Origin of the sequence: Barnesiella sp. An22, assembly GCF_963931395.1 — a bacterium.
Classification (GTDB): domain Bacteria; phylum Bacteroidota; class Bacteroidia; order Bacteroidales; family Barnesiellaceae; genus Barnesiella; species Barnesiella merdigallinarum.
The window spans coordinates 1205849-1228735 of the sequence record NZ_OZ007014.1; the positions used below are offsets into that span (position 1 = coordinate 1205849).

The following is a 22887-nucleotide window of genomic DNA, read 5'->3' on the forward strand; positions in this document are numbered from 1 at the left end:
GATATGAAACAACTGAAATATATCGGAGCCGTACTGCTCGTCCTGACGATGTTTACGGCGTGTGAAAAAGAGTTCGATGCCATACCCGAGGAGATTGCCACCGTGCCCGAGGGCAGCGCCGAGGCTTGGGCTCAGACGGTGACCATCAAAGACCTTATCGAGAACTTCGATACGAAAGAGGGGCTGTTTACAATCGACACCATCGATTCGCCCAACGACATCGTGGTGCGCGGCCGCATCATCACCGACGACCGTGCCGGCAACGTGTATAAATACTTTGTGATTCAGAGCCTCGAGGACGACCACACCTGTCTGAAGGTGTCGGTCGATGCCGGCAGTCTGTCGGGCATGCTCCCCATCGGTCAGGTGGTAGCCATCCGCTGCAATGGTCTGGTATTGGGCCGCTATGCCGGTGCTCCCCAACTGGGTGTGCGCGGATACCGCAACGACAACAAGATACGCGAAGAGCCGGGTCGTATTCCCTACACGCTGGCTATGAAACATATCCAGAAAATCGGCAACCCCGACCCCTCGAAAATCGTAATCGAGGAGATGACCCTGAAACAGATTACCGAACTGGATAAGTATGGCTACTTCAAGATTGTAAAAATCAAGAATGCCTACTTTACCGGCTACGATTCGGACGGCAAGAAACTGAACGATGTGGTATATCCCTTCCCGACCGACGGACAGGGTGTGACGACGGCTTTGGCCAAATATGGTCAGAACCCCACCTTTGCACCGGCTACCTACGACAGCAGCAAGAAGTACAACATCGGTTTCCCCCGCTCGCGCGAGATTGCCGACGATAGCGGCAACACCACGAGCGTAAGCATCTCGACCAGCGAGTATGCCCGCTTTGCCGACCGTCGACTCCCGGTATTCGGCTCGGACAACCGTGGCGACATCACGGCTATTGTAGGTTGGTTCCAAGACAATGCAGCCTATGCCGGTTCGTGGCAGTTGACTATCCGCTCGCTCGACAATCCCTTTGCCGACCTCGAGGGTTTTGAATTTCCCGAATAATCAATATGATACTATGATACAATAACCTCAAATAATTTAAATATGAAAAAAATGAGAAAATTTGCATGGATTTTTATGGCAGCCATGACGGTTGCCGGATTTTCGGCTTGTTCGAATACCGAAGATGATCCTCTGCCCGGTTTGGGTGGTGGCGATGGTGATGGTTCTGGATCGAGTGTAATGATTACCGATACCATCTATCAGTTCAACAACATCGAGGCTCAATACACGCCCATCAACGAGCTCTGCCCGGGATGGACGCACGAGATTGTTTCGCCGGTTGACGACGACCGTACCTGGCAAAGCAAGACCTTTACCAACAACTCGACGGGCGTAACCGAGAAATACATCCAGGCTACGGCTCACGACAGTAAAGATGCGAATGCCGGCAAGACCTATGATTTGTGGATGATTACTCCGGCCTTGAATGTGAAGGATGCCGCCAACAAAGTATTCTCGTTCTACAGCGAGGGCGCTTATTGGAAAGAGACTTCGTCGCTCGAGGTATATGTACTGAACGAACCCACCTCGAACGCTTCGAGCAAAGAGTTGTTGAGTAATGTACGTATTGCCACTTCGACCGATGGCGATTACACTTGGGTAGCTTCGGGTGACATCAGCCTCGCAGGCAAGGGTGACGTTGTATACATCGGTTTCCGTTATCAGGCACAAGGTGGTAAGAGCAACTCGACTACCTACTGCATCGACGACTTCGCCTTTGGTCGCACACAGGTTGAGCACTACATGGGCGAAGGTGGTGGCGATACCCCCGAGCCTACTCCCGATCCTACTCCCGATGTAGACTGGTCGAACGCTATCAGTGTAGCCGATGCTTTGGGTTACAACAACGCCGATAAGACCGTTATCTCGGTAAAAGGTTACATTGTAGGTTGCTTGAAATATGGTGCCAAATCGTCTATCTCTAGCCCTGAAGCTGCTGCCAGCGAAGTAGAAATGGGTGTCGATACCTATACCGGTTCTACTACTGTAATTATTGCAGACAATGCCAATGAGACCGATTTGAGCAAATGTCTCTGGGTGAAACTGAACGATCAGGTATCTGAGTTCCCGGGTGCTGCCGGTCTGCGTGATGCCGTTTCGTTGAAAGATAATCCTGGAAACGCAGGTAAGATTCTGTATGCCAAAGGTAAAAAAATGGCCATGTTTACGGGCCTTCCCGGTGTTCGTGATATCGAAGGTTGGAAACTGGGCGAATAATCGATTGCTTATAAAACCTATTGAAGGGAGAGCTGCCGCAAGGTGGCCCTCCCTTCGTTTGTTATGCGGGTGCGGAGAGTGTTGTTTTATCTGAAAATGGAGAATAATTTTGGCCCGGGATACAACAGTTTTGCCAAAAAATTAGCAACTTTGAGGTAGGATTCTTTAGAAAAGAGATTACAAGGATATATCATGAATAAGATTGTAGCGAAAGAACACTTTTCGGAAAAAGTGGTAAAACTGGTGGTAGAGGCTCCCCTCATTGCTCGGGCCCGCAAGGCCGGTCACTTTGTGATTGTGCGGGTAGGCGAGAAGGGCGAACGCATACCGCTCACCATTGCCTCGGCCGATGTCGAGGCCGGCACCATCACGTTGGTGGTACAAGCTGTGGGTAAGTCGTCGGCCAAGCTGTGTGCCCTCAATCCCGGCGACTATATTACCGATGTAGTAGGCCCGTTGGGCAAGGCGACGCATATCGAGCGTTTCGGCACTGTGGTGTGCTGCGGCGGCGGTGTGGGCTGTGCCCCGCTGTTGCCTATCGTCGAGGCCATGAAGGCGGCCGGCAACCGGGTGATTACCGTGCTGGCAGCCCGTACCAAAGAGTTGATTATTCTCGAGGAGCAGATGCGCAAATACTCCGACGAGGTGATTATCATGACCGATGATGGTTCGTATGGTCAGAAGGGTCTGGTGACCCAGGGTGTCGAGGAGATAATCAAGCGCGAGAAGGTGGACCTGTGTGTGACCATCGGGCCGGCCGTGATGATGAAGTTTGTCTCGCTGCTTACCCAGAAATACAATATTCCTACGGTGGCCTCGCTCAATACCATCATGGTCGACGGTACCGGCATGTGCGGTGCCTGCCGTATCACGGTGGGGGGAAAGACCCGTTTCGTCTGCATCGACGGGCCGGAGTTCGATGCCCATCAGGTCAATTTCGACGAGCTGCTCATGCGGTTGTCGTCGTATAAAGATGTGGAATAAAAGAGAGGAGGGATGTTAAGCGTATGAATAAAGAAGAGTTAGCGGCACAACGTGCCGAACAGTGGAGGGAGAACCTCCGCAAAAGCAAGAAAGCCAAGGAGCGTACCGATATTCCGCGGGTGAAAATGACCGAGCTCGACCCGGCCTACCGTGTAACCAACCGCGAAGAGGTGAACCGGGGCCTCACGCCCGAACAGGCCGTGCTGGAGGCTACCCGTTGTCTCGACTGTGTGGAGCCCCTCTGCATGACGGGGTGCCCGGTGGGTATCAATATCCCGAAGTTTATCAAGAATATAGAGCGGGGCGACTTCCTGTCGGCGGCCCGCACGCTGAAAGAGACGAGTGCCCTGCCGGCCGTGTGCGGCCGTGTGTGCCCCCAGGAGCGTCAGTGCGAATCGAAGTGCTTCTATCTGCAGAAGTTGAAGAAGGAGCCGATAGCCATCGGTTATCTGGAGCGCTTTGCGGCCGATTATGAGCAGGCCTCGGGCGAGGTGGCTCTGCCCGAGATGCAGCCCGACAACGGTATCAAGATTGCCGTGGTAGGTTCGGGTCCCTGCGGATTGTCGTTTGCCGGCGATATGGCCAAGCGAGGCTATCGGGTGACGGTATTCGAGGCGTTGCACGAGATTGGCGGGGTGTTGAAATACGGTATCCCCGAGTTTCGGTTGCCCAACCGCATCGTCGATGTCGAGATTGAGAGTCTGCGCCGCATGGGGGTAGAGTTTGTGACCGACTGCATCGTGGGCAAAACCCTCTCGTATGACGACCTGCACGAGATGGGATTCAAGGGCATCCTGGTGGCCAGCGGGGCCGGATTGCCCCGGTTTATGAATATCCCCGGCGAGAATCTCAACGGGGTGATGTCGAGCAACGAATACCTCACGCGGGTGAATCTGATGGATGCTGCCAACCCCGAGAGCGATACGCCGGTATACAAGGGGCATCGGGTAGCTGTGATAGGCGGTGGCAACACGGCCATGGACTCGGTGCGTACGGCCCGCCGCCTGGGCGCCGACCGGGCGATGATTGTCTATCGCCGCTCCGAAGCCGAGATGCCGGCCCGTCAGGAAGAGGTGCACCATGCCAAGCAGGAGGGGGTAGAGTTCCTCACGCTGCACAACCCCATCGAGTATATAGGCGACGAGCGGGGACGCGTGCGCCAGATGAAGCTCCAGAAGATGGAGCTGGGCGAACCCGATGCGTCGGGGCGCCGTTCGCCGGTACCTGTTCCCGGTGCTATCGAGACGATTGATGTCGACGAGGTGATTGTAAGTGTAGGCGTATCGCCCAACCCGTTGGTGCCCAATGCTATCGATGGCCTCGAGGTGACGCCCAAGGGTACGATAGTGGTCAATGCCGACACGTTGCAATCGTCGATTCCCGATATATATGCCGGAGGCGATATTGTGCGGGGCGGGGCTACCGTGATTCTGGCCATGGGCGATGGCCGCAGGGCTGCCGCTGCCATGCATGAGGCTTTGCAGAAACAACAAGGGGCATAAGCCCAACTGTATACAAAAAGAAACGGGGAAACGCCATCAACGACGTTTCCCCGTTTCTTTTATGGTTTAGTGTGCGATTAGCCTTAGTTGGCCTCCCAGCCCAGTGCGCTGGCGCCCAATACGGCAGCATCGCTCTCTTTCAGTTCGGAGAGTACAATCTTCACTTTGCCCTTGTAGATGGGGAGCAAGTTGCGCTCCATGGCTTCGCGGATAGGACGCATGATGAGTTCGCCCGATTTGGCCAGACCACCGAAGAGCACAATCATGCGGGGACTCGAGAAGGCTACGAAATCGGCAAAAGCCTCGCCCAGAATCTTACCCGTGTACTCGAAAATCTCTTGCGAGAGTTTGTCGCCCGATACGGCAGCGTCGTAAACATCTTTCGAGGTGATGTCCTGGATGGGCAGTTGTCTCAGCGACGACTCGTCGTTGCGGATTTCGAGGAATTCGCGAGCCGTGCGGGCTACACCCGTAGCCGAAGCGTAAGCCTCGAGACAGCCGGTGCGACCGCAACCGCAGAGACGGCCGTTGCCACGACGTACGATTACGTGGCCCAGCTCTCCGGCAAATCCGTCGTGGCCGTATACCATCTGACCGTTGATAACGATGCCGCTACCAACGCCGGTTCCGAGGGTAATCATGATGAAGTCTTTCACACCGCGGGCAGCGCCGTAGGTCATCTCGCCGATAGCGGCGGCGTTGGCGTCGTTGGTAATGGTTACGGGGATATTGAATCGCTCGCGCATCATTTGAGCCAGAGGAATTACACCTTTCCAGGGCAGGTTGGGTGCAAACTCGATATTCCCGGTGAAGTAGTTGCCGTTGGGGGCTCCTATACCGATACCGGCAATCTGGTCGGTTACGTTTTCTTGAGCCAAAAGGCGCGACAACTCTTCGTACAAAGCATTTACATAGTCGTTAATCTCGGTATATTTCTGAGTTTTGATAGACCCGGTGGCCAAGATAGAGCCGCGGGCATCGACAATCCCGAATACTGTATTGGTACCGCCTATATCGATACCTACAACATATGGTTTACTCATGGTTGTGTGTATATAAAAGTTATTATTTGGTTGATTTCACGACACAAATATAAGCATAAATTTCTGATACGGTTGGTTTTTTTGTTTGAAAAGTGGTTTAGAAAAAAAATGTATTTTTTTAAGAGCTGTGGGGTAGGGCAATATGAAAGTCGCAACCCTTTGCCGATGGGAAATTGACGGCATTGCCTGGCCGAATTGCTATCTGGGCTTAACAAAATTGAGTGGTTTTGTTTTGCGTTTGCAAAAAGAGTCTTATCTTTGCAGCCGCAAAACGGCACACATTCGTGCAAACTGTGCAGGATTGTGCCTAAACGAAAAATATATGAGTTATAATTTATTGAAAGGAAAAAGAGGCGTAATCTTCGGCGCATTGAACGAGATGTCTATTGCGTGGAAAGTCGCCGAGAAAGCGGTAGAGGAGGGGGCTGTGATTACGCTCTCGAACACACCCATGGCTGTGCGCATGGGCGAGATAACCGCTTTGGGGGAAAAACTGAACGCCGAAATTATTCCGGCCGATGCCACCAACGTAGAGGATCTGGAGAAGGTCTTCGCCCGCTCGATGGAGGTGCTGGGAGGTAAAATCGATTTTGTATTGCACTCGATAGGCATGTCGCCCAACGTGCGAAAGAAACGTCCGTACGACGATCTGGACTACGACATGCTGTCGAAGACGTTGGATATTTCGGCCATCTCGTTTCACAAGATGATACAGGTGGCCAAGAAGATGGATGCCATCAACGAGTACGGCTCGATTGTGGCCCTGTCGTATGTGGCTGCTCAGCGTACGCTCTTCGGCTATAACGATATGGCCGATGCCAAGGCGCTGCTGGAGTCGATTGCCCGTAGCTTCGGCTACATCTACGGTCGGGAGAAGCACGTGCGCATCAACACCATCTCGCAGTCGCCTACGATGACGACAGCCGGTAGCGGTGTCAAGGGCATGGAGTCGCTGATGGACTTTGCCAACCGCATGTCGCCCCTGGGCAACGCCGATGCCGACGAGTGTGCCGACTACTGTATCGTGATGTTCTCGGACCTCACCCGCAAGGTGACCATGCAGAACCTCTATCACGACGGTGGTTTCTCGAGCATGGGCATGAGCCTGCGTGCCATGACCCAGTACAACAAGAGCTTCGACGAGTATCGCAACGAAAAGGGCGAAATCTGCTATGGATAAAGTATGGTAAATTTGGTTTAGATAAGGAGAGAGGCCATGTCGGGGAATACCAACATGGCCTCTCTTACTTATATTAGGTATGGGTATTAGGGCTTCAGCAGATTTATGGGAGCTACATAAACGCCGTCTTCCCGTTGATATGCACCTCCGACCGAAGTCAGAACCAACAGAAAATCAGGTGCTTTCTCGTCGCTTTTTCCTATGATTTTGTTGCGTAGCGTTTTCAGCGATTTTGCCCCGGCATCGATAAGGGTATCGCCTCCGAGTTTTATTTCGATGGCCCCCCATCGTCCATCTTCGAGATGAATCACGGCATCGCATTCCAGTCCGGCATTGTCTCGGTAATGGGTTACTTGTCCTCCTAAAGCATTGGCATATATCGACAAATCCCGAACTGCGAAATCTTCGAAAAACAGTCCGAAGCTTTCCAAGTCTCGTTTCAAATCCTCGGGCCCTATCCCCAATGCTCTGCATGCAATAGAGGTGTCGATGAAATGGCGCGTTGGAGTGCTGCGGATAGAGGTCTTTGAGCGAATATTGGGGTTCCAGGCGGGAATATCCTCGATGATGTAGAGGTCTTTCAATGCTTCCATGTAATCGTCGAAAGTCTTGCTATCCATGGTGCGTTCGTTGCTTTGGCGCACATCGGCAATGATGGTAGAGATAGCGGCCTCGGTGGAGATGTGCCGTGCATAACTTCGCAGAATCATTTTCAGAACTTCAGGTTTCTTGTTCCGAAACCGTTCGTTTTCGCAGTCTTCGAAAACAAAGAGTCCATTGTAATAGTTCTTGGTAATCTCTATGGCTATCTCTTTGTCAGCCAAAACCGAGATGGGCCAACCGCCGCGGCAAATCAAAAATGCGACATCGTCGAGCGTGAAATCGGTATTGAGGTCCCAGGGGAAATTCCTGCCTTTTTCAAACAAATCCGACAGCGAGACCGTTCCCTTTGATTCTTGAGATTCCCATAGGCTCATCGGTCTCATTTTCACCGGAGTTATTCGACCGGCTCCGCTATGGTGTACTTCGGTTTTATCGGCAGGTGTAGAGCTGCCGGTTAAAATATATTTCCCGAATTGATAGTCGTAGTCCAGGTCATCTTTAATCTGGTTCCATATATCTGGAGCCTTTTGCCACTCGTCAATCAATCGGGGTGTCTCTCCTTTTAAGACGGCTTTGGGATTCATCCGGGCCATGGCGATGGCTTGCCTGGTATTTAGTTTTACAAAACTCTTTTGATACCGCATGCAAGTTGTTGTCTTACCGCAGAACTTGGGACCTGCTACAACTACGGCCCCCGATGTCCTTAACTTTAATTCTATCTCCTTTTCGATGAGTCTTTGGTAGTACATGAGAAATAAGTTTTGGGGACTAATTTACAAAATCCCCGTAATTTTCAATAGTATATTCCCATAATTTTCAATATTCGTGAGCGCTTTCACGAGCAATGTATTCTCTATGAGCAATAATAGAGGCTATTTATGGACAGAGATTCATACGTAGATATGAGCAAGGGGATATGTCGAGATTGCTATCTGCAACATATCCCCTTGCTGTATCGTTGAGGGTAGTGATTAGAAATCGAACTTGTAGCCCAGCGAAATCATAAATACGCTGTTCTTGGCCTTGTCATCGTCGTAAATCTTGGTGAGGCCCCAGTTGTAGCGGGCGTCGATGGTCATGCCGAAATCGAACTCGTAGCCCAGGCCCACGGCGATGGCGAAGTCGAAGGTGTTGGCCTTCTCGTCGTAGCCGTATTGCTTGAGGTCGTTGCTCGAAATCTCTTTCCCTCCCAGTTTTAGCTTATATTCATCGTCGACACAGAATCCGAATTGAGGGCCTACCTGCACGTTCAATCCCCGCCAGGGATAGATCTTCAGCAGTACCGGGATGTCGATATAGTGCGAGGTGTAGTTCGACTCGATTGTCTGGTTGAGGACGGTGACATCGTCGAAGGCACTGCCCTGCATCGAGTAGAGGAACTCGGGTTGGATGGCAAACAGGCTGTTGATGCGGTAGTTGGCAAAGATGCCTACATTCACGCCGGCCCGGTATTGGGAACCGTCGCCCGTTATTGAGCTTACGTTAAGGCCTACTTTGGGACCCATGGAGAGTTGTGCAAAAGCTCCGCCTACGCACACTACGGCAGCAATTGCCGCCAGCAAAATTTTTTTCATAGCTTTTTAATTTGTTATACCCGGTTCTCCAGAGGGTATTTTGTTTGATTTCCCGCTGCGGGGAGAACAACGACCGCACTCCCCGGGGAGGGGAGCTCTGCCGCCCGCATCGACACGATAACAAATATAGAGATTAAAAAAACGATTCCTGCAACATTTTGTCATATTTTTTCAGCCCTTTTTGGATATACCGTGCGAAATCTCGGAAGTATGTCTTATAAACAGGTGGAACAGTGCCTTTTGTATCACGATGCCATAAACGGGGGGCACGTCGTGCTTTTCTTTGCAGCGAACTAAAAACAAGACCGAATATGGCAAATCATGCGTACAAAGCCCCGCCTGCGGGGAAAAACGGCCGGCGCAAACCGAGCGGCGAGATAGAACGGGCCGACTACCCGGTGCTGTTGCAGGCGCAGAAGGCCTGGGAGGAGATCGATCACTTCAGGCTCAAACGAAAACGAAACCGGGACTATACCTATGGCCGGCAGTGGAACGACCGGATAAAACTGCCCGACGGGCGGGTGATGACCGAGGAGGAGTATATCCGCCAGCAGGGTAAGGTGCCGTTGAAGAATAACCTCATTCGCCAGATGGTCAAGTCGGTGCTGGGGCAGTTCCGCAACAACCAGACTCAGCCGGTGTGTGTGGCGCGCGACCGGGAGGAACAGAGTCTGGGCGAGCTGATGAGTGCTGCCGTGCAGTATGCCTACCAGCATAACCGCTTGCAGGAGCTCGACAGCCGCACTCTCGAGGAGTTCCTTATCTCGGGTATCTGTTTTCAGAAAATCGGTTACGGATACCGTCGGGGAAAGACCGATGTGTGGATTGACGAGATTAACCCCAACCGCATCTTCTTCAACGCGATGGAGGATAGCCGGCACTGGGATTGCACGCTCATAGGCGAGCTGCACGACATGACCATTGCCGAGGTCATATCGCGCTTTGCTTTCGGGTCGCGCGAGCGGGCGGTACAGCTGCGCAACATCTACTCCGAGGCCGATACCGAGACGGCACGTCACAACTTCGAGAACCTGACGACGCGGAGTGTCGACCGGCTCGACTTCTACATGCCTTCGGTGCCCGAGATGTGCCGGGTAATCGAGGTGTGGAAGCTCGAGAGCCGCGAGGCGCTGAACTGTCACGATTTTGCTTCGGGCGAATATTACAGCTTGCCGGCTACCGAGGCAAAGGTGGTCGAGCAGGAGAACGAGGCCCGCAAGCGGGCGGCGCGCGAGGCCGGTATCGCCGAAGAGTCGGTACCTCTGATTGAGACCGAGTGGGGGGTGGAGCAGACGTGGCGTTACCGGTTTTTCTCGCCGTTGGGCGACCTGCTCGACGAGGGCGAGACGCCCTACTGGCATGGCGAGCACCCCTATGTGTTCAAGCTCTACCCGCTGGTCGACGGCGAGGTGCATGCCTTTGTCGAGGATGTCATCGACCAGCAGCGGTACATCAACCGCCTCATTACGATGATCGACTTCATCATGGGCTCGAGTGCCAAGGGTGTGTTGCTTTTCCCCGAAGACCAGATACCCGACGGCATGACCATCGAGGATATTGCCGACGAGTGGACCAAGTACAACGGCATCATTCTGTTCCGCCCCAGGCCCGGGTCGCCCATGCCGCAGCAGATTGCGGTCAACGCCACGCAGGTGGGAGCCTATGAGATGCTGTCGTTGCAGATGCGGCTGTTCGAGGATATTTCGGGGGTGCACGGGGCCATGCAGGGAAAGGCTCCGAACTCGGGCACACCGGCCTCGCTCTACTCGCAGCAGGTGCAATACTCGTCGACCAACCTGCTCGACCTCTTCGAGTCGTTCAAGACCTTCCGCGAAGATCGCGACATCAAGATCATGAAGACCATCCAGCAGTTCTACACCGATGCCCGTTACCAGACCATCGCGGGGAGCAGTGCCGGGAAAGATGCCTCGACCTATACACCTGCCGAGGTGCGTAACACCGAGTTTGACCTCTCGATTGCCGAGACCCTCTCGACTCCGGCCTTGCGTTTGGCCTCGAACGAGTTTCTCATGGAGCTGTTCCGGGGTGGGAAAATTTCGCTCGAGATGTTGCTCGAGAACGGCTCCTTCCCCTTTGCCGACAAGCTGTTGCAGTCGATTCGGCAAAGTCAGCTCGAGCAGGCACAGGCGGCCAGTCAGGCACAGGCGGCTGCTCTGGCCGCACAGGCCGGGGGGCAGGGAATCCCGGCAGCCAACCCGCCGCAGGGTTGAGCCGTCGCCTCCCTGTACAGAATGATAAAGGCAGCCTTCCGCGATGTTTCCCGGGGGCTGCCTTTGCATTGCTTGTTATCCTAAATATGAGTATTATTGTTTCGACACGTACGATTTCATGTGGGCAATATCGTCGAGGAAGTCCTGTAACTCCTGTTCGTGGTCTTCCTCTTCGGCCAGGATGTGCTTGGCCATATCGCAGGTGGTAAAATCTTTTCCGTCGGTGAGCGAGGCAATGGACTGGTAGCGCAGGATGGCGCACCGCTCGCCGGTTACGTTCTGTTTCAGCAGTTTCACGACATCAGTATCGGTCGGAGCCGTGTAGGGGCACTTGGCCAACTCGAACCACTGTTTGGGGTCGAGAACCGGCATTCCTTCGAGTTCGACAATACGGTCGGCCAGGAGGCGGGCATGTTCAAACTCTTCCAGGGCATGCGCCTGAAATTCGCGTTGCACGTCGCCCCGCATCGTGCCCTTCACGACCAGAGCTCCTACCCAATATTGATAAAAGGCCAACCACTCTTCCGACAAGGCGGCATTCAACTCGGCGAGGACCTCTACCACGTCGATTTTTCCACTCAAGATAGCAACACTTTCTTTTGCCATAGGACTTCTGTTTTTTTAGATTAGAAACTGTACCTATAACAACCCGTGTCGCCGGTTGGTTCGCCCCCGTGAGACGTTGGGGGTAAAAGGAAGCTGCCCTCCTGCAGAAAAGCGAAGCCTGCTTGGCTGACAAAGCGCCCGCTTTTTCCGAGGAGGGTCAACTGTTTTTCTTGTTGTCGTTGGGTATTATTGATTATCAAAGGAGCCCCATTACTCACTCCTTGTCCCACGTCATGTCGAGGCGGGTACCGCACTGGTCGCAGAAGTGCTGGTGGCGGTAGACCGTGTTGCCGCATTGCGGGCAGCGGTACTCCAGCTTCGACTCCTGTATGCGGCGCTTGAGTACCTGATAGAGCTCGGTATCTTCCCGTTTGATGAGGTCGTAGCCCAGCTTTTTCAGCAGCTTGATGGTCTGCATGGCCATCTCGCGGTCGTACCGTTTTTCCGATTCGGGCAGTTGCCCGTAGGACACCATGTCGGGGGTCTGCTTCAGCGAGTCGTTGCGCTGCGGACCGTAGGTCCAGCCTTCGGCCTTTCGGTTCTCGGCCCAGATTTCGTGGGCGTTCTCGGCGATGGCTTCGCGCAGGTCGTTCAAATCGTCGTCCAGCACTACATCGGTAAGGTCGATGGGGTGGGGTGTATATTGGTTCATGCTGTTGTCGTTGGTTGCGGTTACCAAATAGTATTTGGAGTCGGCCCAGGCGTTCATAAACTGTTCGGTCGGGTAGCTGTCGCTTGGCCGGGAGCTGTTGGGGTCGTGGAGTGTGATGGTGTGCTGCGCCGTATCGCAGGCCAGTATTACCACCGTGTGGTCGGGTATCTGCCCGACGAAGAGGTCTTCGGCCAGTTCGTCGCTCGGGTGGCCCAGCAGTTCGCCTCCGTCGACGGCGGCAATCACGTCGCACCCGGCGTCGAGGGCGGCGACGATGTCCGACAGGCTGCACTGGTAGCGGCGAGTCACCGACAGGCCGTATCGCTCGAGATGCCGCCCGATGTGGTGCAGCGGGGTGCCGTCGGGTTTCTGCCACTTGTTGCGCACGGCGTCGGCCAACAACTCTTTTTCGTCGAAGGCAATTGGGTGGCGGTTGAGGATATAGGTTTCGCACTCGAGGCAGCAATAGTTCTCGTCGCCACACGAAGCGGCCAGAGCCGTCATGGGCAGGAGGTCGATTTCGTCGGCTTCGAAGCTCTCGGGCTCGTCAACGGCTTGTGCTATTTTCACGACCTCGCGCAACCGGGAATCCTCGGCCAGAGCCTTGAGCACACGTTCATTCTCGGCTGCCGTAGCTCTCCCGTCCAGATAGGCCGCCAGCAGTTCGGACGATATGTAGTTGTTATCGGTCGCTTCTTTTTTCATACTTTTCTGCTTCGTTAATGGCTATTTTAGTCAGCGCCTCAATAGCCCGTTTCTTGATGTTATATAGATTATCTACCGTCACTTGCAGGGCGAGGGCCACCTCGCGGGGTTCGGCATCGTGCAGTACCAGCTCTCTGATGACGTAGACCTGACGTTTGTTGGTCATCCGGGCCAGCAGATATTCCAGGTCCAGTCGCGACGTCAGCCTCTTTTCCTCGTCGACGGTTTCGTCGACCGGGGTCTTATCTAACAGAGGCTCTTGAGGTTCCATATCTATCAGGCAGTCGCGTTTGTGGATAAAGTAGCGTATGGCCACGGTTTTCAACCACTGGTAGATGGAGCTCCGGCCCTGGAACTGTTTGAGGCGGCAGGCCTCGTTTTCCATGAGGTAGAGGTAAAACTCGTTGACAAATTCATCGTAATCGACCGGATAGGAGAATACCAGGCTTATGACCTTCTTGAAAAGCGGTCGGCAGTTCTGAAAAAAGAATTGCTGCGTGATGCGTTCGTCCCGGTCAATCAGTGATTGTATCAGTTGGTTATCTGTCATTTCTGTTCGCTTTGAACTGTCTGTGTTTCATAGCCCGGTCTATAGTCCCACGGTATGAAATATGATCCCTTTCTTGTTTTGTCCTTGTATGTCGAGGTGTGTTTCGACATTTGCAAAAATAGCGATTTTTATTTCAACGCCCTATATTTTGCAGCTAAAAGATAGCCCGAATGTGGCGGCTCGAGGTTGAAATGGAAACAGAGCGAGGGCTGTGCCGAGGCCGATAGCCCCCTGTACAGCCCTGCTCAAGAAAGAGAAGAAGGCGGGAAACCGTTTATCGTCGTTCCCGTTGGTGTGTCAAAATCTATTCGACTATGTAGCCGTGAGTATCGAGCAGATACCAATCCCGGCTGTCGGCATCCTGTACCTCGAAGAGGGTAGGCGACAGCTGGGGCCGTTTGGAATAAGAGAGGGCTCTTGTGCCGCGAATCTATCAGTGGAGGATGAGAATATTTCGTATTCATCGGTAAACAGAAGAGGCCGTACCGGAATTTCCGGTACGGCCTCTCGGGGTTATGGTTATGAACGATTGCTTTTACAGCAGACTCCAGGCCACGGTCAAACCGGCCATGACGATGGCTACCATGCTCATCAGCTTGATGAGGATGTTCAGGCTCGGGCCCGACGTATCCTTGAAGGGGTCGCCCACGGTATCGCCCACGACGGTAGCCTTGTGCACGTCGCTGTGCTTGCCGCCGAAGTTACCTTCCTCGACATATTTCTTAGCATTGTCCCAGGCACCGCCGGCGTTGGCCATGAAGATGGCCAGCACGAAGCCGGCACTGAGGCCGCCGATGAGCAGGCCTACCACGCCCGATACACCGAATATCAATCCCGTCACGATGGGAGCCACGATGGCCAGCAGCGAGGGTACGACCATTTCGCGTTGAGCTCCCTGGGTCGAGATGGCCACGCAGCGTTCGTAGTCGGGTTCGGCCTCGCCGGTGAGGATGCCCTTGATTTCGCGGAACTGGCGGCGCACCTCCTCGACCATGTGTGCGGCGGCACGACCTACGGCGTTCATGGTCAATCCGCAGAAGAGGAAGGCCATCATCGAACCGATGAACATGCCCGAGAGCACTTTGGGGTTCATCAGGGTAATGTCGTAGTAGCGCATGAAGTCGGTAAACGAGGCTTCGCTGATCATCACCGTAGTGCCGTCGGCAAACTCGAGGACGGTCTCGCCGATGCGGGTCAGACCGATGCGAATCTCCTCCATGTACGAGGCCAGCAGAGCCAGACCCGTGAGGGCGGCCGAGCCAATGGCAAAGCCTTTGCCGGTAGCGGCGGTGGTGTTGCCCAGCGAGTCGAGGGCGTCGGTTCTCTTGCGTACCTCTTCGCCCAAGCCGCTCATCTCGGCGTTACCGCCGGCGTTGTCGGCAATGGGACCGTAGGCGTCGGTAGCCAGGGTGATACCCAGCGTCGAGAGCATGCCCACGGCTGCGATACCGATACCGTAGAGGCCCAGGGTCACGTTGCTCAGGTCGAAGCCCGAGGCAAAGAGGTAGGAGAGGATGATACCGGCTACCACGGCAATGACGGGGACAGCCGTTGAAATCATGCCCAGACCGATACCCGAGATGATGACGGTGGCGGGGCCGGTCTTACCGCTCTCGGAGAGGCGTTGGGTGGGGCGGTACGATTGCGAGGTGTAATATTCGGTGCTGCGTCCGATGATGATGCCCACCAGCAGACCCACCACTACCGAGCCGCCTATCAGGGCCCAGTTTTGCAGTTGCAGAGCCCACAGAATACCGAAGGTGGCAAATACGATGAGTATGGAGCTGAGGTTGGTACCGAACGAAAGCGACTTCAGCAGGTCTTTCATCTTGGCATCTTCGTGGGTACGTACCGAGAAGATACCGATGATGGAGAGCAGAATGCCTACGGCGGCGATGAGCATGGGGGCGATGACCGCCTTCATCTGCATTTCGGTTTCACCCGCACCGATAAAGGCTGCGGCACCCAGCGCCGAGGTGGCCAGGATAGAGCCGCAATACGACTCGTAGAGGTCGGCGCCCATACCGGCCACGTCGCCCACGTTGTCGCCCACGTTGTCGGCAATGGTAGCCGGGTTGCGGGGGTCGTCTTCGGGGATACCGGCTTCGACCTTGCCCACGAGGTCGGCACCCACGTCGGCGGCTTTGGTGTAGATACCGCCGCCTACACGGGCAAAGAGGGCCTGGGTAGAGGCTCCCATACCGAAGGTAAGCATGGTGGTGGTGACGACACAGAGTTTATGCGCCGGGTTCAAGGCTTCGTCGGGAATCACGGCATTGAGCAGCAGATACCAGAACGAGATGTCGAGCAGTCCCAGACCCACTACCACGAGGCCCATGACGGCGCCGCTGCGGAAGGCGATGCGCAAGCCGCTGTTGAGCGAGGTGCGGGCGGCATTGGCCGTACGGGCCGACGCGTAAGTGGCTGTCTTCATGCCCAGATAGCCCGACAGGCCCGAGAAGAAACCGCCGGTGAGGAAGGCTACCGGAACCCATTTGTTCTGAACCCCGAATCCGAAGGCCATGATCGAGAACAAAACGACCAGAACCAGGAAAACAAGCCCGACGACCTTGTATTGCTGACGCAAGTAAGACATGGCTCCCTTACGCACGTGGAGCGCAATCTTCTGCATCTGAGGGGTTCCCTCGTCGGTTTTCATCAGCTGCTTATAAAAATACCAAGCAAAGAGTAGAGCCAGTACCGAAGAGATGGGTACAAGCCAGAATAACGCATTTGTCATAGCAAAATATTGAAATTAAGTTAACATTTTATAGAGGTTAAAGGTACGGCTGTTTGTATAAACAGCCAAATCTTTTTCTCTAATTTTTGTTTTTTTAGAGGCTCGACATCCCGGCTCAAAACAATGGGTCCATGCGCTTCTGAGACAAATATTTTTCGGGATATTTCTTGGAATTGTCAATTAAAAAAAATATATTTGTTGATGTTTCCTTTTTATTCTTACCGACTTATGAAAAGCAGTTCGAAGTTTAACTCGTTGGGAGGGTTCCCCGATTTGGAGTCGTTCAAGGACGAATCGGGGAAATATGGCTACCGGGAGAAGCACTCCGGTAAGGTATTTATTGCTCCTCAATTCGACGCCGCCCACTCGTTTCACGAGGGGGTTGCCGTGGCGATGATCGACCACAAGTATGGGTTCATCGACCGGCACGGGCTGGCAGTAGTCAAGTTCGACTACGATTGGGCTCACTCTTTTCATAACGGTCTGGCCCTGGTAGAGCGAAACGGCCGATACGGGTACATCAACCAGGAGGGTAAGGAGATAGTCCCTATCGTATATGAGCATATTGCCGATTTTCACGAAGGCCTCGCCCCGGTGAAGCTGCACGACAAATGGGGCTTTATCGACCCCTCGGGCAAGGTGGTGATTCCGCCGCGCTTCGACGACTCGTGGTGTTTCAACGAATCGCTGGCTGCCGTGCGGATGGACGAGAAGTGGGGCTTCATCGACAAGACGGGCCACCTGCTCATACCGCTGCAATACGATTTTGCCTGGAACTTCAAGGAGGATGTCGCCGCCGTGAAACAAAACGGGAAATGGGGCTACATCGACAAGGCCGGGCAGGAGTTTCTGCCCTTCCTCTACGACGAGGCCGACTCCTTCTCCAAAGGGCTCGCCGAGGTGAAACTCGATACGCTGTGGGGTGTCATCGACAAGACGGGTACCTGGCAGAGAAACGAAGAGTGCATCTGAAAACACGCAACGAACCATATCACTATTTATACGGATAAAAGAGCTAGTCTCGCCTCCTGTGAGGTGAGGCTGGCTCTTTTTTTGACTCTGCTGTTGCCCGGCTTAGGCTGGGGCGGGCGAGTCGTCCGTACGGCGATAAACGGTTGAAAAAAGAGGGGCGACTCAACGAATTGTGCCGCCCCCGCTTTTATATAGGTTGAACTATATGTGGATTGTTACCGAACCACCTTGATGGCATGGTTACCCACTTTTACAATGTAGAGTCCCGCACCGGGCAGGTCGTAGACGCCCTCCGATTCACCTGCGGGAACCGACAGAAGCAGGGCTCCCTTGACGTCGTAGAGGTTGACCGGCTCGTTGTCGGGGTTGACAACGTGCAGCTTGCCTTCGCTCACGTAGGCCTTGACACCGTCGAACTTCTCGCTGGTTACCGACGAGGGGAGGAGGTCGATGAATTGCAGGTCGGAGTATCCGCTCTGGTATACAAAGGTACCGTCGCCCAGGTAGGCCGAAGATACGTTATAGGCATAACGCTCGCCGGGGAAGTTGTCGAGGTTGGTGAAGTCCATGTGGGTCTCTTCGGTGAAGAGCGATTGCAAGGGGAGCATCACCTTCTGGTCCTTGTTCATGCTCATCTCTACCTTCAGGTTGTCGAGCATGATGATACCGTTGTCTTCGGTGAAGATGATGAGGTAGCTGTCGGGTTGTCCGCCCGTGAGCGTAATGGTCTCGTGCTTCAAGGTGCCTTTGGGAACCAGGAAGGTTTGCGGCGTACCCTCGATGTTGATGCTATTGTCTTCGCCTACCGTGGCAAAGGCAACGATGGCAAATACATCGGTAGTCGACGAGGCGTGGATGCTCAACCAGTCGACGTCGATCGTTACGGTACCGTCGCCCAGCGAGAAGTCGAGTTTCGGCGAAATCATGTAGCCCATGTCGAAGAAGTCGGAATACATGTTGTCGATACCCAGGGCACCGTCGGCAAAGGCGGTTACACTGATGTACCAGTCGGCCATGCCGGCAAATTCGTCAAAGTAGTAGGGGCTGAACGATTCGAAGGGATCGGTGATGGTCATGTCGCCCCAAGGTTGATAGCTGGGCGGGCAAACGGCATCGGCAAAGTCGGTGTCGATAATCGACAGCTTTTCGTCGGCCAGAGCCGTATGCTCCTTATACAGGAAGGGGGTGTAGCCTTGCGAATAGGGAACCTCTTCCCAGTTGGCGGTGAAGCTGTTCGAAGTGATGTTGGTAGGCTCGAGCGGCAGGGGAGCGGTGAGTTGCGGAACGGCCGGCATGGCATATCCCGACTCTGCCGATACGCCGGCACCCTTCGATTGTACAATGTAGTAGTAGGTGAGCGAGGGGTCGCAGCCGGTTACCGTCATGCAGGTGTCGGTCGTCTCTTCCTGGCGCAGCAGATAATTCGGCTCCATCGTGTAGTTGTCGACCACCAGATTATAGACGCTTACCAGGTAGGAGGTAGCACCCTCGACCGGACGCCAGCGGGCCTTGAACGAGTCGCCGGTATACTCGACACACGACATGAGGTCGGGCGAAACGAGCTCGGACAAGATGGCATACTCTTCGGAGTAGGGCGAAAGCTGGGCGGCGTTCTTGCCGCGAACGGTGAAGAAGTAGGTGGTCTCAACCTCCAGACCCGTAACCTGAAGGCTCGTGGTCGTAGTCTCTTCATCTTTCAGTTTGTAGACTTTTTGGTTGTTCTCATCCTTGTAATAGAGGTCTACGAGATACGAGGTGGCGCCATCCAGAAGTCTTGTCACAAAAATAAGAAAAGAGTTTATTCCTAAATTAAACCTATAGTAAAAAATGGAACCGTTATGACTTTTTTGCTATCGTAATGACAGACCGGGATGCAGCCGGTATGCCGCGCATTTTTCAATCGTGCCACGATTATCGCCGCAGGGCGACAGATATTTGCGGCAGATATTACCAACCCATAAACAAACAAGCAGGAGATGATTTACAATGTACTTTCTACCGCCATTCCTCTGTTGGGCAGTCTCTTTGCCACGCAAAAGGGGAAACAGCAGGCCAACCAGGCCCTGCAGGCACAGCAACAGCAGTATGAGCAGGAGTTGTCGCAACTGGACAACCTCTTCAACCGCACCTATTACAGCAACATGCTCGACCGGTCGGACGTGAGGGGGCTGCTCAGCGATATGCGCGAGCAGATGGCTACCTCGACCCAGGCTCTGAAAAACAAGGCCAGTGTCACCGGGGCTACTCCCGAGTCGATTACGGCTGCCCAGAAGGCTCAAAACCAGGCCTACGGCAAGGCGGTGAGCCAGGTGGCCAGCTATGCGACCGGCTGGAAGGAGAATGCACTCAAGAATTACCTCTCGGCCCGTACGGCTCTGGAGGAGTATTACCGACCGGTGAAGTCGAACTACATGGGCAATATCCTCGGCAGTTCCTTCTCGTCGACTTTCAACACGCTGAAGAATTTGTTTAACTAAAAATCCATTTTACAATGAGCAATCGCATAACTGCCAACGGGGAGTCGGCTCCCCAATCGCCCCAGCTCGCCGACTATATGGGCGGGGGGAAGTGTTTCCTGGAGTCGTGCCGGGCTTACCTCGACGACCTGCACCGCGAGGACGACCCCGACGACCGTCGCGGGGAGGCCCGCCGCGAGCTTGCGGCCCTGCGCGAAGTGCTGGAGCTGCTGCGGCAACCCGACCGCGACATCGACTCGGGTATCGCCGCCATCTGGCTTCCCCGCTCGTTCGACGAGAAAGAGCGTCGATACCGCAACTTCCGGCTGTGGTCGGACTTCGCGTCGGGGCAATACCGGCCCGAGTCGCGCTGTCCCGCCCTGAGCGAGAAGGCGCTGCTGAAGGCGTTGCAGGCGGGGCACAACGATTTCGAGTGCAAACACCACCTTTTCAACCTGCTGGTATCGGCCGGCTTCCCCCGCAAACTGGCCTGCCTGCTGGCCAAGTATCTGGGCCATCGAGTTACAAACTAATTTTATCTGTCGAAGAGTATGAACAAGTTACAAAGCATGCCCTCTGTCGAGGGCAACGGAATATATGGCTGGGACCTTATCAATCCCTATCTGCAAGAGTTGTATCGGAATCAGGAGGAGGGGGCCGACGGCGACTTGCCGGCCTATACGGTTCCGCTGCCGGGCGAGAACCTCCCGGCGGGCGCGGGTGCCGTGCCGTCGCACCAGGTGACCGTTCCGCTTCAGCCCGATTTTCCCGTCAATCCCGACCCCAAGGTTGAGGAGCCGCGCAAGCTGCAGTCGCTCACCGAAGGGTTGAACCTGGCGGGGAAACGCATCTGGAACGACCTGAAATATTCCAAAGGGTATATTCAGGACCTTTTCTCCGACGACAAGAGCGACGCGGCCAAAAGCGCGCTGGAGCACCTGCCCGAGTATGCGGGCAGCACGCCGGAGCAGTTGCAGCAGAAGGCCGATTCGCTGGGCCGTGAGCCCGAGCAGAAACCCGTCGACCGCCCCCGCATCGAGCTGGAGGGGCTCGAGGAGTATCGCCGTTTGCAGGGCGAGGGACTGCCGCAGGGCGAGATTGCCCGCCAACTCTCCGAGACGGCCCGGTGGGGCAACGAAGGGCGGCGCATCATGGAGGAGGCTCGCGCCACCGAAAACGCCTTCCCCGAGACCGAGGGGGCGGCCGTGGCCGGCGAAATCCTCTCCGATGTGGCCCGCATGGGTATCCCCGTGGCGTTGGGGGCTATCTCGGCGCCGATGGGTGTGGCCGCCGGGGTGGCCAGCGTGGGGGCGTCGGTAGCCGAGAGCCATGCCCAGGCGCAAATGGAGCTCGACAACTACGAGGAGGAGACGGGCGAACCGCTCTCGGCCGGACAGCGGGCGGCCTATACCGCCATCAGCATGGGGGCCGATTTCCTCTTCGATGCCCTGCTCCAGAGCCGCTACCTCGGCAACCTCTCGAGGGGCGTCAAGCGGCGGGCTTCGCAATATTTCAAGGATGAGCTGCTCAAGAACAAGGAGGCGCGGCGCGAGGCGACCAAGTTGATGAACAGTCTGCACTATACCGATTTTGCCCGCACTACGCTCGGGGTAGTCAAGGATGCGGGGGTCGGTGCCGTTTCCGAGGGGGCCAACTCGGCCATCCACGACGTGGGGCGCATGGTCTATGTCAATCCCGAAGATTATCCCACCCTCAGCTCCATTTTGCAGAATGCCGCCGTCGGTATGGCCGCGGGGGCTACGGTCGGGAGCGTGGCCGGAGGCTTGGGCCGGGTGGTCAACCGCCGACGCAATGCCGCCCTGCGCGACCGGCAGGAGATTATCGGCACCCTCGAGTACGACGGTTTTACCACCGATGTCGTCGACTACGACCCCGAGACCCGCACTGCTACCGTGATGCACCCGCAGTACGAAAAGCCGGTGAAGGTCCCCGATGTCGACATCGACATGATGCGCCCCATCTCCACGGGTGAATTGAAACAGCGTGCCCGGGAGGCCCGGGCGCTGCACGAACCCGACCCGCTGGAGACGGTGTTGCGCGACCCCGCCAAAGATCAGGCTTGGCGCGAGATGTCTACCCGCGGGAAATACCACCTTACCAAAGATTTGGCCGATCGCATGGGGCTCGACAATGTCTATATCTATGAACATCAGTCGGATTTGCCGGATTCGTTTTCAAACAAAAAAGAAAGGAAAATTGCCGGTTTTTATCGATATAGTAATGGAATTATAGGTATTGTCCTCGATAATATCCCTTCGTATGAAATTTTACAGCATGTTCTGTTACATGAGGCGGTAGGGCATCGGGGACTTGAAGCTCTCTTTGGCAATTCTTACTTTAAGGATGAATTTTTGATGAAGGTTTATCGCTCCATGCCCAATGTGTGGAAATTGCGGGGAAGTTCGTGGGAGGCCCGTAAAACGGATGCCGAAGAGTATTTAGCCGATATGGCATCCATCAATACATATAAATCGACTTGGCAGGAGATTTGTACCGAACTGCGCGGTATGCTTCGGCTTTTCTGGCCGGGCATGAATTTCTCGGACGGGGAGTTACGGCATATTATTATGTTGTCCCGTAGAGTTTTACGAGATGATGAATCTATTTCGGCCTGGAATCGGGAGGTGCGGCGACAATTGGGTGAGGTGGAGTATAACAATCGATTAGGTACCCCCCTGACCGAGATGGAGCGGGAGCCCTACCGCCTGCTGTGGGAGGAGGACCCCCAGTGGCAGCGCTACAAACGCTTTTACGACGAGGTCTATGGTGAGCCGCAAAAGCGATCCAACACAAACCCACCCAAGCCATCGGCGGGGAACTGAAC

Annotated in this window: 18 protein-coding genes; 10 read left to right on the forward strand and 8 right to left on the reverse strand. The window is 54.8% G+C overall.

What is annotated here, in order from left to right; translation table 11 throughout:
• Positions 1–3 precede the first annotated feature (3 nt).
• The 4 genes from ABGT88_RS04910 to gltA all read left to right on the forward strand — a co-directional run bounded on the left by ABGT88_RS04910 (position 4) and on the right by gltA (position 4730).
• The gene (locus ABGT88_RS04910) at positions 4–1026 is read left to right on the forward strand and encodes a DUF5689 domain-containing protein (RefSeq protein ID WP_346700747.1); all 1023 of its coding nucleotides are present in this window, start codon (positions 4–6) and stop codon (positions 1024–1026) included.
• A gap of 51 nt (positions 1027–1077) precedes the next feature.
• Positions 1078–2244 (forward strand): DUF6359 domain-containing protein, encoded by a 1167-nt coding sequence (locus ABGT88_RS04915; protein ID WP_346700749.1) that lies wholly within the window; start codon positions 1078–1080, stop codon positions 2242–2244.
• Positions 2245–2436: 192 nt separating this feature from the next.
• Positions 2437–3228, forward strand: a complete 792-nt coding sequence (locus ABGT88_RS04920) for a sulfide/dihydroorotate dehydrogenase-like FAD/NAD-binding protein (protein WP_346700751.1) — start codon at positions 2437–2439, stop codon at positions 3226–3228.
• 23 nt (positions 3229–3251) lie between these two features.
• Positions 3252–4730 carry an NADPH-dependent glutamate synthase gene (gltA, locus tag ABGT88_RS04925; RefSeq protein WP_346700753.1) on the forward strand — a complete coding sequence of 493 codons (1479 nt, stop codon included), beginning with the start codon at positions 3252–3254 and terminating at the stop codon, positions 4728–4730.
• 83 nt (positions 4731–4813) lie between these two features.
• Here the strand turns inward: gltA and ABGT88_RS04930 are convergent, their stop codons facing one another.
• The gene (locus ABGT88_RS04930; RefSeq protein ID WP_087408123.1) at positions 4814–5785 is read right to left on the reverse strand and encodes an ROK family protein; all 972 of its coding nucleotides are present in this window, start codon (positions 5783–5785) and stop codon (positions 4814–4816) included.
• A 310-nt stretch (positions 5786–6095) separates the two neighbouring features.
• On the opposite strand from ABGT88_RS04930, the gene ABGT88_RS04935 reads away from it, so the two are divergent.
• A complete protein-coding gene (locus tag ABGT88_RS04935) occupies positions 6096–6953 on the forward strand; it encodes an enoyl-ACP reductase (RefSeq protein WP_087408122.1) in 858 nt (285 codons plus the stop codon).
• An 86-nt stretch (positions 6954–7039) separates the two neighbouring features.
• On the opposite strand, the gene ABGT88_RS04940 is transcribed toward ABGT88_RS04935, so the two are convergent.
• The gene (locus ABGT88_RS04940; protein ID WP_087408121.1) at positions 7040–8305 is read right to left on the reverse strand and encodes an ATP-binding protein; all 1266 of its coding nucleotides are present in this window, start codon (positions 8303–8305) and stop codon (positions 7040–7042) included.
• A 222-nt stretch (positions 8306–8527) separates the two neighbouring features.
• On the reverse strand, positions 8528–9130 hold the full coding sequence (locus ABGT88_RS04945) for a porin family protein (protein WP_346700755.1): 603 nt from the start codon (positions 9128–9130) through the stop codon (positions 8528–8530).
• Between the two features lie 311 nt (positions 9131–9441).
• On the opposite strand from ABGT88_RS04945, the gene ABGT88_RS04950 reads away from it, so the two are divergent.
• Positions 9442–11361 (forward strand): hypothetical protein, encoded by a 1920-nt coding sequence (locus ABGT88_RS04950; protein ID WP_346700757.1) that lies wholly within the window; start codon positions 9442–9444, stop codon positions 11359–11361.
• Positions 11362–11454: 93 nt separating this feature from the next.
• Here the strand turns inward: ABGT88_RS04950 and ABGT88_RS04955 are convergent, their stop codons facing one another.
• From ABGT88_RS04955 to ABGT88_RS04970, 4 genes are all read right to left on the reverse strand, one after another.
• Positions 11455–11967 (reverse strand): ferritin-like domain-containing protein, encoded by a 513-nt coding sequence (locus tag ABGT88_RS04955; RefSeq protein WP_346700759.1) that lies wholly within the window; start codon positions 11965–11967, stop codon positions 11455–11457.
• A 214-nt stretch (positions 11968–12181) separates the two neighbouring features.
• Positions 12182–13324, reverse strand: coding sequence for a RyR domain-containing protein (locus tag ABGT88_RS04960; protein ID WP_346700761.1), 1143 nt, complete (start codon positions 13322–13324; stop codon positions 12182–12184).
• A complete protein-coding gene (locus ABGT88_RS04965) occupies positions 13302–13874 on the reverse strand; it encodes an RNA polymerase sigma factor (protein WP_258326472.1) in 573 nt (190 codons plus the stop codon). The genes ABGT88_RS04960 and ABGT88_RS04965 overlap by 23 nt, the downstream gene beginning before the upstream one ends.
• A 535-nt stretch (positions 13875–14409) precedes the next feature.
• Positions 14410–16614 carry a sodium-translocating pyrophosphatase gene (locus ABGT88_RS04970; RefSeq protein ID WP_346700763.1) on the reverse strand — a complete coding sequence of 735 codons (2205 nt, stop codon included), beginning with the start codon at positions 16612–16614 and terminating at the stop codon, positions 14410–14412.
• A gap of 228 nt (positions 16615–16842) precedes the next feature.
• On the opposite strand from ABGT88_RS04970, the gene ABGT88_RS04975 reads away from it, so the two are divergent.
• Complete coding sequence (locus tag ABGT88_RS04975) at positions 16843–17586, forward strand: WG repeat-containing protein (RefSeq protein ID WP_158096841.1); 744 nt, start codon at positions 16843–16845, stop codon at positions 17584–17586.
• Between the two features lie 215 nt (positions 17587–17801).
• On the opposite strand, the gene ABGT88_RS04980 is transcribed toward ABGT88_RS04975, so the two are convergent.
• On the reverse strand, positions 17802–19367 hold the full coding sequence (locus ABGT88_RS04980; RefSeq protein WP_346700765.1) for a fibronectin type III domain-containing protein: 1566 nt from the start codon (positions 19365–19367) through the stop codon (positions 17802–17804).
• Between the two features lie 195 nt (positions 19368–19562).
• On the opposite strand from ABGT88_RS04980, the gene ABGT88_RS04985 reads away from it, so the two are divergent.
• Genes ABGT88_RS04985 through ABGT88_RS04995 form a run of 3 tightly spaced genes read left to right on the forward strand, consistent with a single transcriptional unit; the run spans position 19563 to position 22885 of the window.
• The gene (locus ABGT88_RS04985) at positions 19563–20063 is read left to right on the forward strand and encodes a hypothetical protein (RefSeq protein WP_087408111.1); all 501 of its coding nucleotides are present in this window, start codon (positions 19563–19565) and stop codon (positions 20061–20063) included.
• A 14-nt stretch (positions 20064–20077) separates the two neighbouring features.
• On the forward strand, positions 20078–20575 hold the full coding sequence (locus ABGT88_RS04990) for a hypothetical protein (RefSeq protein ID WP_087408110.1): 498 nt from the start codon (positions 20078–20080) through the stop codon (positions 20573–20575).
• An 18-nt stretch (positions 20576–20593) separates the two neighbouring features.
• Positions 20594–22885 (forward strand): hypothetical protein, encoded by a 2292-nt coding sequence (locus ABGT88_RS04995; protein WP_346700768.1) that lies wholly within the window; start codon positions 20594–20596, stop codon positions 22883–22885.
• Positions 22886–22887: the final 2 nt, after the last annotated feature.

What these genes read in the sequence shown, in the direction of transcription:
- ABGT88_RS04985 (WP_087408111.1), top strand. Translation starts at nt 19,563, where the DNA reads ATGATTTACAATGTACTTTCTACCGCCATTCCTCTGTTGGGCAGTCTC.
- ABGT88_RS04910 (WP_346700747.1), top strand. Translation starts at nt 4, where the DNA reads ATGAAACAACTGAAATATATCGGAGCCGTACTGCTCGTCCTGACGATG.
- ABGT88_RS04970 (WP_346700763.1), bottom strand. Translation starts at nt 16,614, where the DNA reads ATGACAAATGCGTTATTCTGGCTTGTACCCATCTCTTCGGTACTGGCT.
- ABGT88_RS04940 (WP_087408121.1), bottom strand. Translation starts at nt 8,305, where the DNA reads ATGTACTACCAAAGACTCATCGAAAAGGAGATAGAATTAAAGTTAAGG.
- gltA (WP_346700753.1), top strand. Translation starts at nt 3,252, where the DNA reads ATGAATAAAGAAGAGTTAGCGGCACAACGTGCCGAACAGTGGAGGGAG.
- ABGT88_RS04975 (WP_158096841.1), top strand. Translation starts at nt 16,843, where the DNA reads ATGAAAAGCAGTTCGAAGTTTAACTCGTTGGGAGGGTTCCCCGATTTG.
- ABGT88_RS04920 (WP_346700751.1), top strand. Translation starts at nt 2,437, where the DNA reads ATGAATAAGATTGTAGCGAAAGAACACTTTTCGGAAAAAGTGGTAAAA.
- ABGT88_RS04945 (WP_346700755.1), bottom strand. Translation starts at nt 9,130, where the DNA reads ATGAAAAAAATTTTGCTGGCGGCAATTGCTGCCGTAGTGTGCGTAGGC.
- ABGT88_RS04955 (WP_346700759.1), bottom strand. Translation starts at nt 11,967, where the DNA reads ATGGCAAAAGAAAGTGTTGCTATCTTGAGTGGAAAAATCGACGTGGTA.
- ABGT88_RS04915 (WP_346700749.1), top strand. Translation starts at nt 1,078, where the DNA reads ATGAGAAAATTTGCATGGATTTTTATGGCAGCCATGACGGTTGCCGGA.
- ABGT88_RS04960 (WP_346700761.1), bottom strand. Translation starts at nt 13,324, where the DNA reads ATGAAAAAAGAAGCGACCGATAACAACTACATATCGTCCGAACTGCTG.
- ABGT88_RS04990 (WP_087408110.1), top strand. Translation starts at nt 20,078, where the DNA reads ATGAGCAATCGCATAACTGCCAACGGGGAGTCGGCTCCCCAATCGCCC.
- ABGT88_RS04950 (WP_346700757.1), top strand. Translation starts at nt 9,442, where the DNA reads ATGGCAAATCATGCGTACAAAGCCCCGCCTGCGGGGAAAAACGGCCGG.
- ABGT88_RS04935 (WP_087408122.1), top strand. Translation starts at nt 6,096, where the DNA reads ATGAGTTATAATTTATTGAAAGGAAAAAGAGGCGTAATCTTCGGCGCA.
- ABGT88_RS04965 (WP_258326472.1), bottom strand. Translation starts at nt 13,874, where the DNA reads ATGACAGATAACCAACTGATACAATCACTGATTGACCGGGACGAACGC.
- ABGT88_RS04995 (WP_346700768.1), top strand. Translation starts at nt 20,594, where the DNA reads ATGAACAAGTTACAAAGCATGCCCTCTGTCGAGGGCAACGGAATATAT.